Origin of the sequence: Geothrix fuzhouensis (genome assembly GCF_024609325.1) — a bacterium.
Lineage (GTDB): Bacteria > Acidobacteriota > Holophagae > Holophagales > Holophagaceae > Geothrix > Geothrix fuzhouensis.
The window spans coordinates 464,288-482,675 of the sequence record NZ_JANHMQ010000002.1 but is presented as its reverse complement, the minus strand read 5'-3'; the positions used below and the strand labels follow the sequence as shown (position 1 = coordinate 482,675).

Below are 18,388 nucleotides of genomic sequence, written 5' to 3'. Positions count from 1 at the left end.
ATTTTAGTCGAGATTCCAGAATGGAATGTCTCGGGAGTGGTGTATGACCTCAACCTTCAATGTGGTCACCAGCCAGGAATACAAGTACGGCTTCGTGACGGACATCGAAGCGGATAGCGTCGCGCCCGGCCTGAATGAGGACGTGATCCGGTTCATCTCGACCAAGAAGGGCGAACCCGACTGGCTGCTGGAGTTCCGCCTCAAGGCCTACCGCCATTGGTTGACCATGACCGAGCCCGACTGGGCCAATGTGGTCTACCCCAAACCCGACTTCCAGAAGATCGTCTACTACAGCGCCCCCAAGCCCAAGAAGCCCCAGTACGCCTCCATGGATGAGGTGGATCCCGAGCTTCGGCGCACCTTCGAGAAGCTGGGTGTGCCCATCCACGAGCAGGAGGCCCTGGCGGGCGTGGCCGTGGACGTGGTCTTCGATTCCGTCAGCGTGACCACCACCTACCGGGAGAAGCTGGCCACGGTCGGCATCATCTTCTGCAGCTTCAGCGAGGCCGTGAAGTCCCATCCCGAGCTGGTCAGGAAGTACCTCGGCAGCGTGGTGCCCTCCTCGGACAACTTCTACGCCGCTCTCAACAGCGCGGTGTTCACGGACGGCAGCTTCGTCTTCATCCCCAAGGGGGTGGCCTGCCCCATGGACCTGAGCACCTACTTCCGCATCAACAACAAGGAGTCGGGTCAGTTCGAGCGCACCCTCATCGTGGCGGAAGAAGGCGCCAGCGTGAGCTACCTGGAAGGCTGCACCGCGCCCCAGTTCGACACCAACCAGCTGCACGCCGCCGTGGTGGAGCTGGTGGCCCTGGATCACGCCTCCATCAAATACAGCACCGTGCAGAACTGGTACGCCGGCGACAAGGACGGCAAGGGCGGCATCTTCAACTTCGTGACCAAGCGCGGCCTCTGCAAGGGCAAGGGCTCGCACATCAGCTGGACCCAGGTGGAGACCGGCAGCGCCATCACCTGGAAGTACCCCAGCTGCGTGCTGCTGGGCGACGACAGCATCGGCGAGTTCTACAGCGTGGCGCTCACCAACCACAAGCAGCAGGCTGACACCGGCACCAAGATGGTGCACATCGGGAAGAACACGAAGAGCACCATCATCAGCAAGGGCATCAGCGCCGGCGACAGCTCCAACAGCTACCGCGGCCTGGTGAAGGTGCAGCCGAAAGCCGAGGGCGCCCGCAACTTCAGCCAGTGCGATTCCATGCTCATCGGCCAGTCCTGCAGCGCCAGCACCTTCCCCTACATCGAGGTGCAGAACCGCAGCGCACGAGTGGAGCACGAAGCCACCACCAGCAAGATCGGCGAGGAGCAGCTGCTCTACTTCCAGCAGCGCGGCATCCCCGCCGAGGAAGCCATCAGCATGATCATCAACGGCTTCTGCAAGGACGTCTTCCGCGAGCTCCCCATGGAGTTCGCCGTCGAAGCCACCAAGCTGCTGTCGCTCAAGCTTGAAGGCAGCGTGGGCTGATGGATATGAATTGGAAACCGCAGATGTCGCAGATGACGCAGATAAAACCCAATTCAGGTTTTTCGCTTTTCATCTGCGGCCATCTGCGTCATCTGCGGTTACAAATCTGGAGTTGAAATGCTTTCGATCAAAAACCTCACCGCCTCGATCAACGGCACGCCGGTGCTGAAGGGGATCGACCTGGAGCTCAAGGCGGGGGAGATCCACGCCATCATGGGCCCCAACGGCTCGGGCAAGTCCACGCTGGGCAAGGTGCTGGTGGGCCACCCGGCCTATGAGGTCACGGGCGGCGAGGTGCTCTACGAGGGCCGGAACCTCTTCGAACTGGAACCCGATGCCCGGGCCCGCGCGGGGATCTTCATGGGCTTCCAGCACCCCATCGAGGTGCCGGGCGTGAGCAATGCCGCATTCCTGCGGCTGGCCTACAACAAGAAGGCCGAGGCCGAGGGCCGCGACGAGCTGGATCCGCTCGAGTTCGACGACTTCATCCACGAGAAGATCAAGCTCGTGGCCATGAAAGAGGAATTCCTCGATCGCAGCCTCAACGAGGGTTTTTCCGGCGGCGAGAAGAAGCGCAACGAGATCCTCCAGATGGCCGTGCTGGAACCCAAGCTGGCCATCCTGGACGAGCTGGACAGCGGCCTGGACATCGACGCCCTGCGCGTCCTGGGCGACGCCGTGAACAAGCTCCAGCGCCCCGACCGCGCCCTGCTGATCATCACCCACTTCCCCCGCATCCTGGAGATCATTGAACCCCAGTTCGTGCATGTCCTGTCGGGCGGGCGCATCCTCAAGAGCGCGGGCAAGGAACTGGCCATCGAGCTTGAAGAGCGCGGCTACGACTGGGTGCTGGAGGAAGCCGCGGCCGGGAGTCAGCGATGACCTTGGCGGTCGGTTCCAACCTTCTTGCGGATTTGCTCAGTGGGCCGCGGCCCGCTGAGTGGGCGGACCTGCGGGAGGAGGCCGAGGCCCGCCTGACTGAGCGTGACCTGCCGACGTCCTCGGACGAGGACTGGAAGTACACGGATCTGAAGGCCTTGGCAGGCATGAGCTTCGGACCCGCACCGAAGGTCACGGTGGACATCAGCGGCCACCTGCTCCCGGAGATGGTCGGCACGCGCCAGGTCTTCGTGAATGGGCACCACGCCCCCCACGCCAGCTGCGCCTCAGCCGTTCCCGCCGGCGTGCGCTACTTCCCCATGTCCCACGCCAGCGAGGCTTGCCACGCGCTGGGCAGCATCGGCAATGGGGCGGCCAAAGGGCTTTTCGAAGATCTGAACACCGCCCGCTTCGAGGATGGCGCCGTGATCCTGGTGCCGAAAAACCTCAAGGTGGCCCTTCCCCTGCACCTGCTCTTCATCACCAAGGCCGAGGCCCCCATCGCCGTGTTCCCCCGGATCCTCGTGCTGCTGGAACGCGGCGCAGAGCTGGAGCTGGTGGAAGAACACCTTGGCGAAGGTCCCTACCTGAGCTGCCCGGTGGTCGAGGTCCACGTGGCGGAAGGCGCCGTCCTCCGGCATGAACGCGTGCAGCGGGAGAGCGCCGAGGCCTACCACCTCAGCACCCTCAAGGCCGAGGTCGGCAAAGGCGGTCAGTACCATTCCCGCACCCTCAGCTTCGGGGCCCGTCTCTCCCGCCAGCAGCCCTGGGTGCACCTGGCCGAGGGGGCCGAAGCCAGCCTCGATGGTCTGGCGTTGCTGGATGGCGCACAGGTGGCCGACACCCACAGCTTCCTGCACCACGCCGAGCCGGGCGCCTCCAGCCACCAGCTCCACAAATGCATCGTGGATGGAAAGGCCCGGGCCATCTTCAACGGCCAGATCATGGTGGCCAAGGGCGCCCAGGGCACGGATGCCCAGCAGCAGAGCCGCAACCTGCTGCTTTCGGAGACCGCCCGGGTGGACACCAAGCCCCAGCTGGAGATCTACGCGGACGACGTGAAATGCAGCCACGGCGCGGCGGTGGGCCAGCTCGATCCCGAGGAGCTGTTCTATCTCCAGAGCCGCGGCATGAATGCCGACGATGCCCGCAACCTGCTCACCTACGGCTTCGCGGCCGATGTGCTGACCCACATCCCCGTGGCCAGCCTGCGCCGGGCCCTGCGCCAGCTCGTCATGGCCCGCACCCAGGCCACCTCCCTGGGAGACCTCGGATGAGCATCGACCTGAAGACCCTCGATGTGGCGGCCATTCGCAGGGACTTCCCCCTGCTCTCCCGCATCCTCCACGGCAAGCCGGTGGTCTACCTCGATAGCGCTGTGAGCGGGCAGATGCCCGTCCAGGTCATTGACCGCATGACGAAGTACCAGCGGGACGAGCACACCAACGTGCACCGCGGCGTGAGCACGCTCAGCCAGGAGGCCACGGACTTCTACGAAGCCGCCCGGGAGAAGGTGCGGAAGTTCATCGGGGCTGGCTCCAGCAGGGAGATCATCTGGACCCGGGGCACCACGGAGGCCATCAACCTCGTGGCGCAGACCTTCGGCCGGATGAACGTGAAGGCAGGCGACGAGATCCTCCTGTCCGCCATGGAGCACCACGCCAACATCGTGCCCTGGCAGATGCTGGCCCAGGAGAAGGGCGCCACCATCAAGGTCATCCCCATGACCGATGACGGCGAGCTGGTCCTGGACTCCCTCGACGAGCTCATCACCGAGCGCACCAGGATCCTTGGCGTGGTCCATGTCAGCAACGTCCTGGGCACCGTGAATCCCGTGAAGGAGATCATCGCCCACGCCCACGCCAAGGGCGTGCCCGTGCTGGTGGATGGCGCCCAGGCGGTACCCCACCTCGCGGTGGACGTCCAGGATCTTGACGCCGACTTCTACGTGTTTAGCGGCCACAAGCTCTCGGGCCCCACGGGCATCGGCGTGCTCTACGGCAAGCTGGCCCACCTGGAGGCCATGCCTCCCTGGCACGGTGGCGGCAGCATGATCCGCTCCGTCACCTGGGAGAAGACCACCTACCTCCCCGCCCCGGGCAAGTTCGAGGCAGGCACTCCGCCCATCGCCGCCGCCATCGGCCTGGGCGTGGCCATCGACTATGTGACGGCCCTGGGCCTGGACCGCATCGCCGCCCACGAGCATGAGCTGCTGGCCTACGCCACGGAGCGCCTGGCGGCCATTCCCGGCCTGCGCATCCTGGGGAACGCGAAGGACAAGGCCAGCGTCCTTTCCTTTGTGGTGGAGGGCATCCACGCCCACGACATGGGCAGCCTGCTGGACGGCGAAGGCGTCGTGGTCCGCGCCGGCCACCACTGCGCCCAGCCCATCATGACCCGCTTCGGCGTGCCCGCCACCACCCGCGCCTCCTTCGCCTACTTCAACACCCGCGAGGAAGTGGACATCCTGGTGTCGGCCGTCCTCAAGGCCATCGAGCTGTTCAAATGACCGACCCCCGCGAGCTCTACCAGCAGGTGATCCTGGAGCACAACAAGAAGCCCCGGAACTTCGGGAAGCTGGAAGGTTGCACCCACCACGCCGAGGGCCACAACCCGCTCTGCGGGGATGAGCTGGATCTGACGCTGGTGATCGAGGACGGGGTCGTGCAGGACATCAAGTTCCAGGGCAGCGGTTGCGCCATCGACACCGCCAGCGCCAGCCTCATGACAGGGGCCGTGAAGGGCAAGTCGGTGGCCGAGGCCGAAGCCATGGCCGAGCAGTTCCGCGGCATGGTGCGCGGCGAGCTGGATCCCGCCACCCAGGCGCCCCTGCTGGGCAAGCTCACGCTCTTCAGCGGCGTCAAGGACCTGCCCAGCCGCGTGAAGTGCGCCGTCCTCCCCTGGGCCACCCTCCACGCCGCGCTCAAGGGCGAGGAAGAAGCGAGTACGGAATAGCCATGCCCAAAATCGCCGAAATCGAGTACACCCCCAATCCCAACGCCGTGAAATTCGTGCTCAAGGAATCCGTGGCCCTGGGCTTCCCCAAGTCCTTCCCCAACGCGGAGACCGCCGAGCACGACGAGCTGGCCAAGGGCCTCTTCGCCGTGGGGAACGTCACCTCGGTCTTCATGCAGGACAAGTTTCTGACCGTCACCAAGACGGACGACAAGGGCTGGCCCGAGATGCTGCCCCTGCTGGCCGCGCCCATCCGCGCCGCCGCGGGCGTGGGCGGCGGTCAGGCCCCCGCGACCGGGGGGCCCCGCGTCTTCAGCAAGGTGGACGACGAGAACGACCCCATGCTCAAGGACATCCGCATGGTCCTGGAAAGCGCCATCCTGCCCGCCCTGGCGGCGGACGGTGGCGGCCTCGAACTGATCGGCCGGCACGAGAAGCAGGTCATGATCCGGTATATGGGCGCCTGCGGTTCCTGCCCCGCCAGCCTCACCGGCACCCTGGTGGCCATCGAGGGCATGCTCCAGAAGGAAGTGGACCCCGAGATCGTGGTCATCTCGGTCTGAGGCGGCCCCGTACGCCCTCCCGTCGGCCCTGGCCGCGGACGGTGGCAGCCTGGAACTCATCGGTCGCCACGAGAAGCAGGTCATGATCCGGATGGATGCTCACATGGGGGCGCCTGTGGCTCCTGCCCGGCCAGCCTCACCGGCACCCTGGTGGCCATCGAGGGCATGCTCCAGAAGGAAGTGGACCCTGAGATCGTGGTCATCTCGGTCTGAAGGCAGTCCAGCCCTTTTTCCTGGCCTCGCAAGGCATTCCCAGATAACCTGGGCGTTCTGCCGGACTTCGTGTGCCGGGATTCCAGCGCACCACCAGAGCGTGGGCGCAACCAAAAGAGGTGGACTTACATGTCCAAGTTAGAATCAATCATCAAGGGCCTGGGCTCCAAGCAGATGGGCCGCATCACCGTACTCGACTCGGGGTATGTCGAGGATGGGAGCGATGAAGGCCAGGAGTTCATGGCCGCCTTGCAGGGCGAGACCCGAGGCCTGCGTGAAGAAGAAGTCGTGCGAGGCGTCGTCGTCGAGATCCGCGGCAAGGACGTCATCATCGACATCGGCTACAAGGGGTCGGGCACCGTCAATCTGGATGAGTTCAACAATCCGGATGGCACCCAGGGCGTCCAGGTGGGCGACGTGGTCGAAGTGCTGCTCGAGATGCTCGAGGACGCCAACGGCAACGTGCGCCTCAGCCGTGAGCGCGCCGAGAAGATGAAGATCTGGGACGAGGTCGAGAAGGCCTTCCGTTCCAACATGACCGTGCATGGCACGGTGCTCGAGAAGGTCAAGGGCGGCCTGGCCGTGGACATCGGCATCCGTGCCTTCCTGCCCGGCAGCCAGGTGGACATGAAGCCCGTCCGCAACCTGGATCCCTACCTCGGCAAGTCCTTCGACATGAAGGTCATCAAGGTCAACCGCCGCCGGGGCAACATCGTGCTGTCCCGCAAGCTGTTCCTCGAGACCATCAACGCGAGCCTGAAGGAAGAGACCCTCGCGGGCCTCGAGGAAGGCAAGCTGGTCGAGGGCACCATCAAGAACATCACCGAGTACGGCGCCTTCGTCGACCTCGGCGGTGTGGACGGCCTGCTGCACATCACCGACATGTCATGGGGCCGGCTCAACCACCCCAGCGAGATGTTCCAGGTGGGCGACAAGGTCGAAGTGGCCGTGCTCAAGTACGACAAGGAGACCGAGCGCGTCAGCCTCGGCTACAAGCAGAAGTTCCCGGATCCCTGGCTCTCCGTCGAGGAGCGCTATCCCATCCAGGCCACCGTCAAGGGCAAGGTCGTCTCGATCACCGACTACGGTGCATTCGTGGAGCTGGAGCCCGGCATCGAGGGCCTGGTCCACGTCTCCGAGATGAGCTGGACCAAGAAGGTCAAGTCCGCCAAGGGCATGGTCAACCTGGGCGACCAGGTCGAGGCCCTGATCCTGCAGGTGGATTCCGAGAACCGCCGCATCAGCCTCGGCATGAAGCAGATCACCCCCAACCCCTGGATGGCCATCGCCGAGAAGTACCAGCCCGGCATGATCGTCACGGGCACCGTGCGCAACATCACGGAGTTCGGCGCCTTCGTCGAGCTGGAAGAGGGCATCGACGGCCTCATCCACGTGTCCGACTTCAGCTGGACCAAGAAGATCAAGCACCCCGGCGAGATCGTGAAGAAGGGCGACGAAGTCACCGCCAAGGTCCTCAACCTGGACCCCCTGGCCCAGCGCATGAGCCTCGGCGTGAAACAGATGGAGCCCAACGTCTGGGAGATCTTCTTCGAGAACCATCACGTGGGCGATGTGCTCACCGGCAAGATCGCCCGCCTGACCGACTTCGGCGCCTTCGTCGACCTCGGCGATGGCATCGAGGGTCTAGTTCACGTCTCCGAATTGAGCCGCAAGCGGGTGGAGGACATCCAGAAGGAGTTCGCCGCCGGCCAGGATCTCACCATGAAGATCGTGAAGCTCGATCCCACCGAGCGCCGCATCGGCCTCTCCGTCAAGCAGTTGGAGCAGGATCAGGAGCGCGGTGACATGGACGCCGCCAAGGCCCGTCAGCCCGAGTTCAAAAAGGCGACTTTGGCCGACGCCTTCAACCGGGCGGAACGCGAGTAGCGATCCCTCCGATCCAGAACGACGAGGCCCCCGCAAGGGGGCTTCGTCGTTCTGGGATGCAATACTCGAAAGGCGACATCCCACCTTCCGGAACCCCATGCGCTTTCTCCACACCTCCGACTGGCACCTCGGCAAGACCCTCTGCAACGCCAACCTCCTGGAGGACCAGGCCCATGCCCTCGAGCAGGTGGCGGCCATGGTCAAGGAGACCCGCGCCGGGGCCCTGGTGGTGGCGGGGGACCTCTACGACCGGGCCGTACCCCCCAAGGAGGCCGTGGCCTTGCTGGACGAGGTGCTGGACCGCATCGTGCGGGGCCTCGGCGTGCCCGTGCTGGTCATCGCGGGCAACCACGACAGCCCCGAGCGCCTGGGCTTCGCCGCGGGCTTCCTGGGAGCCCAGGGTCTCCACATGGCGGGCCCCTTGGAGGCAGCGGCCCCGGTCCTCATCGGCTCCGCGGCGTTCCACCTCCTGCCCTACGCGGATCCCGTCATGGCCCGCCACGCCCTCCAGGACGAAGGCATCCGTACCCACCAGGACGCCCTTGCGGCCCAGCTGGCCCGGGCCCGCGCCCTCCACCCGGCAGGTCGCCGCTTCATCACCGTGGCCCACGCCTTCGTGGCCGGGGGCGAGGGCTCGGATTCCGAACTGGGCCTGGCCGTGGGCGGCACCGGCGAGGTGGACGCAGTGTTGTTCAAGGACTGCGACTACGCGGCCCTGGGCCACCTGCACCGCCCCCAGGTGGCCGGCTACTCCCACGTGCGCTACGCCGGCAGCCTGCTCAAGTACAGCGCCTCCGAGGCAACCCACGTGAAGGCCCTGACCCTGGTGGAGCTGCCGGAGCGCGGCCCCGCCCACACCGAGTCGCTGCCCCTCACGCCCCGGCGCGACCTGCGGCGCCTGCGCGGGCACTTCGACGACCTGCTGCGAGGGCCCCAGGGCAATCCCGACGACTACCTGTTCCTCGACCTGCTGGACCAAGGCCCGGTGCTGGACGCCATGGCCCGCTTGCGCCAGATCTACCCCAACATCCTCGGCATCCAGCCCGCTCCGCCGGCCGCATCGGCTCAGGACATCGTACGCACCGCGGATCGTGACTTGGATCCGGCCGTCCTCTTCGAGACCTTCTTCCAGGACACGGCAGGCCGGGAGATGGACGACGAGGAGCGGGCCCTCTTCCGCGCCGTGGCGGGGCGGCTGCTGTCCGGGGAGGCGGCCGAATGAAACCGCTGCGCCTCACTCTGGAGGCCTTCGGCCCCTACGCCGGACGGCAGGAGCTGGACTTCGCGGACCTGGGGGACCAGTCCTTCTTCCTCATCCACGGCCCCACGGGCGCGGGCAAGACCAGCATCCTCGACGGCATCAGCTACGCCCTCTACGGCCAGACCAGCGGCGGCCAGCGCGAGACCCGCGACCTGCGCAGCCACTTCGCCACGGCGGACCTCCCCACCTGCGTGACCTTCGACTTCGCCCTGGGCGGGAAGACGTACCGGGTGGAGCGCACACCGGAACAGCAGGTGCCGAAGCAACGCGGCGGGGGCACCAAGAAGCAGCTCTACGCCGCCCATCTGTGGGAGCTGGTGGATGGCGCCGAGGTGCCCCTGGCCACGGAGAAACCCACGGTGGTGGACGCCAAGGTGGCGGACCTGCTGGGCTTCAAGGCCAGCCAGTTCCGGCAGGTGGTCCTGTTGCCCCAGGGCCGCTTCCAGGAGTTCATGCTGGCGGGCTCCGCCGAGCGCCAGGCCATCCTCCAGACCCTCTTCCAGACCGCCCGCTACGCCGCCATCGCCGAGGCCCTGGCCGAGGAGGAGAAGACCTTGCGCGGCTCGCTTCTCACGGCGCAGGCCGAGGCCCGGCAGCTCCTTGAGCAGGCCGGCGTGGCGACCACCCAGGACCTGCCCGACCGTCTGGAAGCCACCGCCCTGCGTGTGAAGGAACGAAGCCACGAGCAGACGGAAGCCCGGGTCGCCTTCGATCGGGCGGAGGCAGTCCTGCGCGAGGGGCAGCATCTGGAGGAGGCTCTCGCCCGGGTCCACACGCTGGAACAAGAGGTCATCCGACTGGCGGAGGCCGCTGAATCACAGGCCCTGGCCCTCACCGCAGCCACAGGTGCCCTGGCCGAAGCTGAACGCGACGAGCCCCGCCGCGGGGACCTGCGCCGCACCATCGACCGCCTGAAGGACCTCGAACCCAGACTGGTGGCCCTGGAGCAGGCGCGAAAGGCCACCGCAGAAGCCGCCCGGGAGCGGAAGCAGCTTGAGGATCTTGCCAAGAACCAGACCCAGCGACGTGATGCCGCCCGGCTGGAGGCCACGCGCCAGAAGGCCCTCTTGCAAGATCTGCGGACCGAAGCCGCCCAGCTCACCGGTCGCGAGGGCCTGCTCCGCCTGGCCAGCCAGAAGCGGAAGCAACGGGCGCAGTTCGAGCAGGCAGGCCAGGAACTCGAGCGCGCCTCCCTCACTCTGGACACCGCCCGCACCCACCTGGACGCCGCCCTGCAGGCCGTGAAGCAGGCCCGGGACCACCACCGCGACCTCCAGGAACGACGCCTGGCGGCTCAGGCTGCCCACCTGGCCCAGAACCTGAAGCCCGGCGAGCCCTGCCCCGTCTGCGGCAGCGAAGCCCATCCCCATCCCGCCGGACCCTCGGCGGATCAGCCCGGCGAGTCGGAGCTCCAACAGGCCCAGGCGCGACAGGACGCGGCGGAGGCGGCCCTGGCCCGCGCCCAGGAGGCTGCCGCCGCGCGCTCCTCCGCCCTGGAGACCGCCCGTGCCCGCCGCGAGGATCTCGCCCACCACCTGGGCGAGGACGCACACGCGGATCCCGCCACCCTGGCCGCCGAGGAAGCGCGATGCCTGGAAGCCCTGGAGCACAGCCGCCAGGCTGAGACCAACCTGACCCGGACCGAGCGGACCCTGGCCGAGGCGGAAGCGGCTCAGACGCAGGCGGAGAGCCAGCTTGCCACGACCACCCAGCGTCAGTCGGAAGTGGCGCTCCAGACAGCCGAGGACCAGGCCAGGATGAAGGTCCACGAGGAGGCGCTGGCGGAGGACCTGAGGGTTCCGGGGGCACTCGCGGCCCGGCGGCGGCAGGCCGAGGAAGATCTGGCCCAATCTGAATCTGGACTGAAGGCGGCCCGCGCAGCCCGGGACGCGGCCCAGACGGCGGCCATCGAGGCCGAGGCGACGCTCAAGTCCCACCGGGATCGCCTGGAGGCCGGCCGGACTGAAGCCCGGAAGACCGAGGGCGATTTCCAGGCGGCTCTGACAGCGGCCGGGGTTGACCTCCCAATCGGGCAACAGTCAATTCCGCAGCTGACTTCGCTGCAGACCACCCGAGACGCTGCCCAGGCGCGGTTCTCTCAGGCCGGCGAGGCCCTGGGCCAGGCGCAATCCGAGCAAGAGGCGCTTCAGCGCCTCGCCACGACCTTGGCCGCGTTGGAAGCCCGGCAGGGCGCGGAGGAACGCCGTCACCGCGCCGCCGCCAGTCTGGCCCGCGTGGCCCGAGGCGAGGATGGCGCCCGGGTCTCCTTCGAGCGCTATGTCCAGGGCGCGCTCCTGGACGAGGTGCTGGTCTCGGCCTCGGAGCGGCTGCGCCGCATGAGCAAGCAGCGCTACGCCCTGCAGCGGGCCACGGCTGGCGGCGATCTGCGGCGGGCGGGCGGCCTCGAATTGGAGATCACGGACAGCCACACGGGCCGCGCCCGGGCGGTGAGCTCGCTGTCGGGCGGCGAGGGCTTCCAGGCCAGCCTGGCGCTGGCGCTGGGCCTCTCGGACGTGGTGCAGCGCCATGCCGGCGGCATCCGCCTCGATACCGTCTTCATCGACGAAGGCTTCGGCAGCCTGGACTCCGAGGCCCTGGACCTGGCCCTCCGCACCCTGGAGGAGCTGAACCAGGGCGGGCGCCTGGTGGGCCTCATCAGCCACCTGGACGATGTGAAGGCCCGCATCTCGGCCCGCCTGGAGGTGACACCCGGGCCCGGCGGCAGCCACGCCCGGTTCCGGGTCGATTGAGCATTTACCTCGCAAGGCGTGGTAAGCTCCCGGGATCCCCCGGAGTGCCCATGCTGCGTCTTGTCGCGCCCTTCCTGTGCCTGGCCCTCGTGGCCCAGCCCACGCCCTACCAGAAGGCGCCCAAGGCCATCGAGCGCGTGCTGGATGCCCCGGGCACGCCCTCCCTGGTGGCCAGCCCCACCGGCGACCGCTTCCTGCTGGCGGAGTTCGAACGCAATCCCCCCATCCAGGCCCTGGCCCAGCCCATGGCACGGTTGGCGGGCCTGCGGCTGAACCCACGCACCCGCGGCCCCCACCACCCGCCGCGCCTGAAGGCCCTGGCCCTCCAGGACGTGAAGGGCGGCCCCGCCCGGCCCCTCGCGCTGCCGACGGGCGTGGCCCTGGGCCAGCCCCGCTGGTCGCCGGACGGCACGCGCTTCGCGCTGGCGGGAGCCACCGCCGGGGCCACGGAGCTGTGGATCGGGGAGGCCGCCACCGGGAGGCTCCGCCGCGTGCCGGGCCTGAAGCTCAACGCCGTGCTGGGGGACCCCTTCGACTGGCTGCCGGACGGCAACCTCATCGCCAAGGCCGTGCCCGCGGGCCAGGGGCCGGAACCCAGGGCGCCGGAGGTGCCCGTCGGCCCCCGCATCCAGGAGACCGAGGGCAAGGCCGCCCCCGCACCCACCTACCAGGATCTGCTCCAGAACGCCTTCGACGAAAGCCTGTTCGAGTTCCTGGGCCAGGCCCAGGTGGTGCGCGTGGACCTCGCCACCGGGGCGCTGAAACCCATCGGCAGGCCCGGCCTCTACGCAGACATCCAGCCCTCGCCCGATGGGAAGCTGATCCTGGTGGCGCGTCTTCAGCGTCCGTTCTCCTACCTGGTGCCGGCCTTCCAGTTCCCCGTCCGCGAGGAGGTCTGGGATCGCGCGGGCAGGCTCATCCACACGGCGGCGGACCTGCCCCTGGCGGAAGGCATTCCCATCGAGGGCGTCCGCACGGGCCCCCGCCGCCTGCACTGGCGGCCCACGGAGCCGGCGACCCTGGCCTGGGCCGAGGCCCTGGACTGCGGCGACCCCCGGCAGAAGGCCGAGTTCCGCGACTCCGTGCGAACCCAGGCGGCGCCGTTCCAGACCGCACCCGCCGAGCTGATCCGCCTCAAGTCCCGCCTCATGGGGCTGGAGTGGGGCGAGCGCGGCGACCTGGCCGTGGTGCGCGAGTACGAGCGCGACCGCCGCTGGACCCGGACCTGGCTGGTGAACCCCGCGAAGCCCGCCGATGCCCGCCTGGCCTTCGACCTCAGCGCCAACGACCGCTACAAGGCTCCGGGCACGTTCCTGACCCGCCTGCTGCCCAACGGCCACACCGCCTTGCGCGAAGAGGCCGGCAAGCTCTTCCTCACGGGGGCCGGCGCCACGCCCGCCGGCGACCGCCCCTTCCTGGCCCGCTTCGATCGCGCCACCCTCCAGACCGAGCGCCTCTTCCGCTGCGGCGAGGGCGTCTACGAGGCCCCCGTGGCCCTGCTGCCGAGCGGCACCTTCATCACGCGGCGCGAAAGCCCCACCGAGGCGCCGAACTACATCCTGCATGCCTCATTCCCAAAAGCTCTTACCGCCTTCACCGACCCCCTGCCTGAGCTGCGGAAGATTCAGAAGAAGCTCGTGACGTACACGCGACCCGACGGCGTGGCCCTCAGCTTCACGCTGTACCTGCCCCCTGACTACAAGGAGGGCGAGCGCCGCCCCGCCGTGGTGTGGGCCTACCCGCTGGAGTTCTCGGACGCCGGCACCGCCGGTCAGGTGAGCGGCTCGGCCAACCGGTTCACCACCATCGGCGGCATGTCCCACCTGTTCTTCCTGCTGTCAGGCTACGTGGTGCTCGACAACGCCACCATGCCCGTGGTGGGCGATCCCAAGACCGTGAACGACACCTACCTGGAGCAGGTCGTGGCCAGCGCCAAGGCCGCCATCGCCAAGGCCGACGCGCTGGGCGTCATCGATCCGAAACGCGTGGGCGTGGGCGGCCACAGCTACGGCGCCTTCATGACGGCGAACCTGCTGGCGCACTCCAATCTCTTCAAGGCCGGCATCGCCCGCAGCGGTGCCTACAACCGCACGCTGACGCCCTTCGGCTTCCAGAGCGAGCGGCGCACGCTGTGGGAGGCGCCGGAGATGTACCTGAAGGTCTCGCCCTTCATGGCCGCCAGCCACTTCAACGCGCCCATCCTGCTCATCCACGGCGAGGCGGACAACAATCAGGGCACCTTCCCCCTCCAGAGCGAGCGCCTCTACGCCGCCCTCAAGGGCAACGGCCAGACCGCCCGCTACGTCACCCTGCCCCTGGAGAGCCACGGCTACGTCGCCCGTGAATCCGTCGAGCACACCCTCTGGGAGATGCTCCACTGGTTCGACAGGCATCTGAAGTAGGTCCGAAAAGCGCTGGACACAGAAGTCACGGAAAACAGCTGGAAGGCACAGAAATGGCCTTGGCGGCGAGCACTCGACGCCTTTCTGCGACTTCCGTGGAATTCTGTGTCTTCCGTGGCCAATCTTGCTTTAGCTCTCATTCCACCGCGACGCCACTATCGGACCAGCGCTTGGTGTCGGCGGCACCTTCGGCGTGACCGTTGCGCACCAGGATCACCTGGGCGCAGCCCTGCTTCGGCACTTCCTTGAGGGTGTGGCCCATGGCCTTCAGGGCCGCGCGGGTAGCGGCGGGGAGATCCGCTTCCACCTGGATGCGGTCCGGCAGCCACTGGTGGTGAATGCGCGGGGCGTCCACGGCGGCGCGGGCGTCCAGGCCGAAATCCACCACGTTGAGCACGGTGGCCAGCACGGTGGCGGGAATGGTGCGGCCGCCGGGGCTGCCGCTCACCATGACCACGGCGCCATCCTTCACGAGGACCACCGGGCACATGCTCGACAGCGGCCGCTGGGCGGGCCAGGCCAGGTTTGGTGGTGTGCCGATGCGGCCCGTGGCGTCCGTGAGGCCGGGCACGGCGTTGAAGTCGCCCAACTCGTTGTTCAGCAGGAAGCCCGCGCCGGGCACGATGCGCTTGAGGCCGTAGCTCTCCTCCAGCGTGTAGGTGAGACTCACGGCGTTGCCCTCGCGGTCGAGGACGGACAGGTGCGTGGTGTGCGGGCGATCCGGCTCCCAGGTGAACCGGCTGGGATCCGAGGTCGAAGCGCGGTCGGGCCGGATGGTGGCGCGCAACTCGGCGGCGTAGGCCTTCGAGAGCAGGTGTGCCAGGGGGATGCCGGAATTGAATGCGGGATCGCCCAGGAACTGCGCCCGGTCCGCGAAGGCGCGGCGCAGGGCTTCCGCGGCCAGGTGAACCGCCATCGGCGACCCAGGCCCCGCCGCCTTCAGGTCGAAGCTTTCGAGGAGATTCAGGGATTCGATCAGTACCTGGCCACCGGAGCTGGGGGGCGGCGCGGCCAGCAACTCTAAGCCCCGGTAGGTTCCACGCAGGGGCTCCCGCCGCACGGGGCGGTAGCCGCGCAGGTCTGCCGCCGTGATCGGGCCGCCATTCGCCGTCATGTCGCGGACGATCAGGGCCGCGGTCCGCCCACGGTAGAAGTCGGTCCAGTCCTTCGCCAGCCGCCGCAGGGTGCGGGCCAGGTCCAGCTGCACCAGGCGGTCTCCGGCGCGCAGCGGTTCCCCCTTCCGGCTGAACTGCGCCAGGGTCGGCGCGTGGCGAATGAAGGCGGGCAGTTGTTCTGCCAGGCCGGCGGCCTGGTTGTCCGTCAGCACGAAGCCTGTGCGGGCCAAGTGAATGGCGGGTTTCAGCAACCGCGCCCAGGGCAGGCGGCCCTCGCGCTTCCAGGCCTCGCGCAGCCCCGACACCGTGCCCGGCACGCCTACGCTGGCCAGGCTGTCGTGATGCTTCGCCTTGTCGTAGGTGCCATCCGCCTTGAGCCACATGCGCGGATGGGCGGAGGCCGGCGCCGCCTCGCGGAAATCGATGAACGAGGCCTGACCCCGGGTAGTCCGCGACAGCAGGAAGCCGCCCCCGCCCAGGTTCCCGGCGGCGGGATGGACGACGGCCAGGGCGAAGGCGGTGGCCACGGCGGCATCCACGGCGCTGCCGCCCTCGCGCAGCACCTGGGCGCCGGCCTCGGAGGCCAGCCGCTCCTGGCTCACCACCAGGCCACGGGGAGGCTGGGCGCCCAAGCTGAGCACAAGGACGAGGGCCAGAAAAGGGCGGAAGGACACGGGGGCTCCGGGCGGGGGATGCCTCGAGTCTGTCATCCTTGGGGCATGTCCCGAAGCGCCGTCATTCCCGGCTCGACGCCACAGACCCCCCGCGAGGAGCTGGCCAACAGCCTCACCCACGGGCTGGGCGCGGGCCTGGCCATCGCGGGCCTGGTGGTGATGGTGGTGGATGCGGCCCTCCACGGCACGGCCCGGGACGTGGTGGGCGCGGCCATCTTCGGCTCCAGCCTCATCCTGCTTTACCTCATGTCCACGCTTTACCATGCCTTTCGCGGTCCCCGGGTGAAGCTGGTCTTCAAGGTTTTCGACCACTCGGCCATCTTCGTGCTCATCGCGGGGACCTACACGCCCTTCTGCCTGTCGGCCTTGGGCCGGATCAGCGCCGGCTGGGGCTGGACCGTGTTCGGTTTGGTGTGGGGCCTCGCCGTGGCGGGAATCACCTTCAAGGCCATCTTCTACGCCCGGATCGCCAAGTCGGCCCTGCGTCCGCCGCCGGTGGACCACCTGCACACACCGCTGGTCACGCCCGTGGATCCTGCCTTCGTGAAGCGCATGGGCTGGATCTCCACAGGCATCTACCTGCTCATGGGCTGGATCATCGTCATCGCTGCGGCGCCGCTGGGCCGCTCACTCTCCACCCACGGCCTCTACTGGCTCTTCGGCGGTGGTGCGTTCTACAGCGTGGGGGCGGGGATCTACAGCCTGAAGAAGCTGCCTTATCATCACGCGCTCTGGCACCTGTTCGTGGTGGCCGGCAGCGCCTGCCACGTCTTCGCGGTGCTCTTCCACGTGATCCCGGGCTAGGATCGCCGCGCCACCACCACCAGGTCCGCCGACGTGGGGCTCCAGGGCTCGCCGGTCATGGTGCCGAGCACCTCGCGCACCTCGAAGCCGGTGGCCGCGAGCAGCGCCTCCACCTCCGCCCGACGCCAGCCGCGGAGCTCGACCTCCTTTGCGGAAACCAGCTCCAGGGCCGGATCGGAACCGGGACGCCAGCGCAGGGTGGCGGGCGTGAAGGTCACGCGGCCATCCACATGGGGTGTCATCAGGCGCAGGAAGACGGTCTCCGCGTCGTCCTCGCCGGGCCGCACCGTCACCGGAAAGGTGCGCTCTCCGCGGTCCAGGATGCGGTCGTAGTTCAGGATCTGAAGCAGCACCGGCGCTCCCGGGAGCAGCCGGCTGGCCAGGCCCTCGAAGCAGCGGCGCAGGTCGGCCTCCTTCGTGAGGTGCGGCAGGGTGTTGCCCACGCAGAGGGCGCCGCCCTGCCCTGCCTCCGCCAGGTGCGCCAGGTCTGTAAGGCTGCCCTGGAGGTAGCGGCCCTTTGGATCGGCCTCGCGGGCCGCGGCGAGCTGGGATGGGGAGGCGTCCACGCCCGTGGGTTCGAAGCCCAGGGAGGCCAGAAATCGGGCGTGCTCCCCGGTACCGCAGCCGAGGTCCAGCACCCGGCGCGAGGGCGCGCCCTCCAGCACCCGCTGGATCAGCGGCGCCTCGCGGCGCAGGCGCTGGGTCCAGTCGATCAGGTGCCGGTAGTGGACGCGCCCGTAGGGATCGCCGGGTTCCGCGGTCATCAGAGCTTCGGCCAGAGCCAGCCGAAGACGCCCGCACTCAGCAGGCCGTAGATGAGGCCGTCGAGCACGTCCTTGAGGACACTGCCCCAGGGCTTGCCCATCCAGATGCCCATCTGCACGCTGCCGCCCACGTAGGTGAGGAAGGACACGGTGCCCACGATGCGGAACACCTTCAGGTAGTGGGCGCCGGCGCCCAAGGTGTGGCCCGCCACGTAGGCCGCCATGAAGGCCACAGCCGCGGCGTAGAGGAACCACATGCCCAGGGCCTTGCCCATGTTGGGGGCGCCGTTCGGGCTAAGCACCAGGAAGCCCACGGGGCCGTCCTTGTACTTCTGCTGGACCTCGGGCTTGCCCATCTCCTTCATGTCGCCGCAGTGGGGAAGCACGTATTGACCCGGGACGGGCGAGCCCTTGCGGATGGCGGCGCGGACCTCCTCCTCGTTCGTGAGGGCGCGGTAGTCCGAGTTGTGCCACTTCAGGACCATGTGGATGAGGCTGCTGGCCACGAAGACGATGACCGCGGACAGCACGATGGGCAGCCAGAGCTGGGAGAACGGGACCATGGGGTGGGCTCCTGTGAGGGGTTGGGGTGCCTCAGGGTGGCCCTGCGCGCCCGGTCGCGTCAAGCCCGCGCCAGG

General features: G+C 68.2%; 14 protein-coding genes. 11 read left to right on the top strand and 3 right to left on the bottom strand.

Annotation, left to right across the window (positions count from 1 at the left end; genetic code table 11):
• Positions 1–43 precede the first annotated feature (43 nt).
• The 10 genes from sufB (at position 44) to NOV74_RS09420 (ending at position 14,393) form a co-directional block, all read left to right on the top strand.
• Positions 44–1,483 carry a Fe-S cluster assembly protein SufB gene (gene sufB, locus NOV74_RS09465; protein ID WP_257311492.1) on the top strand — a complete coding sequence of 480 codons (1,440 nt, stop codon included), beginning with the start codon at positions 44–46 and terminating at the stop codon, positions 1,481–1,483.
• 117 nt (positions 1,484–1,600) lie between these two features.
• The gene (gene sufC, locus NOV74_RS09460) at positions 1,601–2,365 is read left to right on the top strand and encodes a Fe-S cluster assembly ATPase SufC (RefSeq protein WP_257311489.1); all 765 of its coding nucleotides are present in this window, start codon (positions 1,601–1,603) and stop codon (positions 2,363–2,365) included.
• Positions 2,362–3,639: a Fe-S cluster assembly protein SufD gene (gene sufD, locus NOV74_RS09455; RefSeq protein ID WP_257311488.1), complete on the top strand. Its 1,278-nt coding sequence runs from the start codon at positions 2,362–2,364 to the stop codon at positions 3,637–3,639. The genes sufC and sufD overlap by 4 nt, the downstream gene beginning before the upstream one ends.
• Positions 3,636–4,871 carry a cysteine desulfurase gene (locus NOV74_RS09450; protein WP_306672396.1) on the top strand — a complete coding sequence of 412 codons (1,236 nt, stop codon included), beginning with the start codon at positions 3,636–3,638 and terminating at the stop codon, positions 4,869–4,871. Before sufD ends, NOV74_RS09450 begins: the two co-directional genes overlap by 4 nt.
• Positions 4,868–5,317 (top strand): Fe-S cluster assembly sulfur transfer protein SufU, encoded by a 450-nt coding sequence (sufU, locus tag NOV74_RS09445; protein ID WP_257311485.1) that lies wholly within the window; start codon positions 4,868–4,870, stop codon positions 5,315–5,317. The genes NOV74_RS09450 and sufU overlap by 4 nt, the downstream gene beginning before the upstream one ends.
• A 2-nt stretch (positions 5,318–5,319) precedes the next feature.
• Positions 5,320–5,880, top strand: coding sequence for a NifU family protein (locus NOV74_RS09440; protein WP_257306194.1), 561 nt, complete (start codon positions 5,320–5,322; stop codon positions 5,878–5,880).
• Between the two features lie 342 nt (positions 5,881–6,222).
• Complete coding sequence (locus NOV74_RS09435) at positions 6,223–7,980, top strand: 30S ribosomal protein S1 (RefSeq protein ID WP_257311483.1); 1,758 nt, start codon at positions 6,223–6,225, stop codon at positions 7,978–7,980.
• Between the two features lie 97 nt (positions 7,981–8,077).
• Positions 8,078–9,202, top strand: a complete 1,125-nt coding sequence (locus NOV74_RS09430; RefSeq protein WP_257311479.1) for an exonuclease SbcCD subunit D — start codon at positions 8,078–8,080, stop codon at positions 9,200–9,202.
• The gene (locus NOV74_RS09425) at positions 9,199–11,991 is read left to right on the top strand and encodes an AAA family ATPase (protein WP_257311476.1); all 2,793 of its coding nucleotides are present in this window, start codon (positions 9,199–9,201) and stop codon (positions 11,989–11,991) included. Before NOV74_RS09430 ends, NOV74_RS09425 begins: the two co-directional genes overlap by 4 nt.
• Positions 11,992–12,041: 50 nt before the next feature.
• A complete protein-coding gene (locus NOV74_RS09420; protein WP_257311473.1) occupies positions 12,042–14,393 on the top strand; it encodes a S9 family peptidase in 2,352 nt (783 codons plus the stop codon).
• 136 nt (positions 14,394–14,529) lie between these two features.
• Here NOV74_RS09420 and ggt read toward each other — a convergent pair whose 3' ends face one another.
• Positions 14,530–16,182 (bottom strand): gamma-glutamyltransferase, encoded by a 1,653-nt coding sequence (gene ggt, locus NOV74_RS09415; RefSeq protein WP_257311471.1) that lies wholly within the window; start codon positions 16,180–16,182, stop codon positions 14,530–14,532.
• A gap of 45 nt (positions 16,183–16,227) precedes the next feature.
• Here ggt and trhA point away from each other — a divergent pair, with 45 nt between their 5' ends.
• The gene (gene trhA, locus NOV74_RS09410; RefSeq protein WP_257311469.1) at positions 16,228–16,986 is read left to right on the top strand and encodes a PAQR family membrane homeostasis protein TrhA; all 759 of its coding nucleotides are present in this window, start codon (positions 16,228–16,230) and stop codon (positions 16,984–16,986) included.
• Here trhA and NOV74_RS09405 read toward each other — a convergent pair.
• Together NOV74_RS09405 and NOV74_RS09400 are read right to left on the bottom strand one after the other, a co-directional pair.
• Positions 16,983–17,750 carry a class I SAM-dependent methyltransferase gene (locus tag NOV74_RS09405; protein WP_257311466.1) on the bottom strand — a complete coding sequence of 256 codons (768 nt, stop codon included), beginning with the start codon at positions 17,748–17,750 and terminating at the stop codon, positions 16,983–16,985. The genes trhA and NOV74_RS09405 overlap by 4 nt on opposite strands.
• Positions 17,750–18,313 (bottom strand): hypothetical protein, encoded by a 564-nt coding sequence (locus tag NOV74_RS09400; RefSeq protein WP_257311463.1) that lies wholly within the window; start codon positions 18,311–18,313, stop codon positions 17,750–17,752. The genes NOV74_RS09405 and NOV74_RS09400 overlap by 1 nt, the downstream gene beginning before the upstream one ends.
• Positions 18,314–18,388: the final 75 nt, after the last annotated feature.

Coding starts and splice junctions, on each gene's coding strand:
- sufB (WP_257311492.1), top strand. CDS start 44: ATGACCTCAACCTTCAATGTGGTCACCAGCCAGGAATACAAGTACGGC.
- sufC (WP_257311489.1), top strand. CDS start 1,601: ATGCTTTCGATCAAAAACCTCACCGCCTCGATCAACGGCACGCCGGTG.
- sufD (WP_257311488.1), top strand. CDS start 2,362: ATGACCTTGGCGGTCGGTTCCAACCTTCTTGCGGATTTGCTCAGTGGG.
- NOV74_RS09450 (WP_306672396.1), top strand. CDS start 3,636: ATGAGCATCGACCTGAAGACCCTCGATGTGGCGGCCATTCGCAGGGAC.
- sufU (WP_257311485.1), top strand. CDS start 4,868: ATGACCGACCCCCGCGAGCTCTACCAGCAGGTGATCCTGGAGCACAAC.
- NOV74_RS09440 (WP_257306194.1), top strand. CDS start 5,320: ATGCCCAAAATCGCCGAAATCGAGTACACCCCCAATCCCAACGCCGTG.
- NOV74_RS09435 (WP_257311483.1), top strand. CDS start 6,223: ATGTCCAAGTTAGAATCAATCATCAAGGGCCTGGGCTCCAAGCAGATG.
- NOV74_RS09430 (WP_257311479.1), top strand. CDS start 8,078: ATGCGCTTTCTCCACACCTCCGACTGGCACCTCGGCAAGACCCTCTGC.
- NOV74_RS09425 (WP_257311476.1), top strand. CDS start 9,199: ATGAAACCGCTGCGCCTCACTCTGGAGGCCTTCGGCCCCTACGCCGGA.
- NOV74_RS09420 (WP_257311473.1), top strand. CDS start 12,042: ATGCTGCGTCTTGTCGCGCCCTTCCTGTGCCTGGCCCTCGTGGCCCAG.
- trhA (WP_257311469.1), top strand. CDS start 16,228: ATGTCCCGAAGCGCCGTCATTCCCGGCTCGACGCCACAGACCCCCCGC.
- NOV74_RS09405 (WP_257311466.1), bottom strand. CDS start 17,750: ATGACCGCGGAACCCGGCGATCCCTACGGGCGCGTCCACTACCGGCAC.
- NOV74_RS09400 (WP_257311463.1), bottom strand. CDS start 18,313: ATGGTCCCGTTCTCCCAGCTCTGGCTGCCCATCGTGCTGTCCGCGGTC.